This window comes from Actinoplanes awajinensis subsp. mycoplanecinus (assembly GCF_001509495.1).
GTDB lineage: Bacteria > Actinomycetota > Actinomycetes > Mycobacteriales > Micromonosporaceae > Actinoplanes > Actinoplanes palleronii.
Genome location: NZ_LLZH01000136.1, coordinates 1 through 722 on the forward strand (window position 1 = coordinate 1; position 722 = coordinate 722).

Genomic DNA, 722 nt, shown 5'->3' on the forward strand with positions numbered 1-722 from the left:
GGCGGGGGGGGGGGGTTTTTCGGGTCGTCCCCGAGCGGTTTCCCGGGCCGCGGGCCGCGAGGCGGCCGCCCGAGCGCAGCATCAGCGCGCGGATCTCCGCGTTCACCGTGGCGGCAGGGCGCGGCCGGGCCGCGGGCAGGGAGGACATGGGGGCAGGTTAGCGCCCCGCGCCGACAGCGCGCTCGACCTCGTCGAGGGCGAGGCCCCACGGGAACTCGCGGCCTTGGCCGGGCGGATTCGGCTGGAACCCGCCCTCCCCGTACAGCACGCTCACTCCCATGGCGCGCAGCTCGGCGACGCTCCGGTCGAGCGCTCGGTGTTGGGCGTAGGCGGCGTTCACGCACGGCATGGTCACCAGGGGGATGCCCTTGCCGATGCCCTCGGCGCACAACCCGACGACGAAGGAGCTGGTGATGCCGAGGGCCCACGCGTTGATGCTGTTGAAGGTGGCGGGCGCGAACAGCACGACGTCTGCCTTCGGCCAGGCGTCGGCGGTCCCGGGCGTCTTGTACTCGGACCGGACCGGGTGTCCGGTCAGGCGCTCCAGCTCGGCCGTCTGCGGCTCCAGCCAGCGCGCGGCCGTCGGGGTGAGGCCGAGGCACACGTCGAAGCCGCGCTGCTTTCCGTCCTCGATCCCCGCCCCGACGCCGAGGACCGGAGGGGCAGCCGAACCGAAGAGGTACAGAGTCGTCATCGCCACATCCCACCGCGCCGACCACGGC

General features: G+C 73.8%; 1 protein-coding gene. It reads right to left on the minus strand.

Annotation, left to right across the window (positions count from 1 at the left end; translation table 11 throughout):
- Positions 1–157 precede the first annotated feature (157 nt).
- Positions 158–722 (minus strand): flavoprotein (locus ADL15_RS17595; RefSeq protein WP_232344185.1); only part of this gene is annotated, 565 nt, incomplete at its 5' end.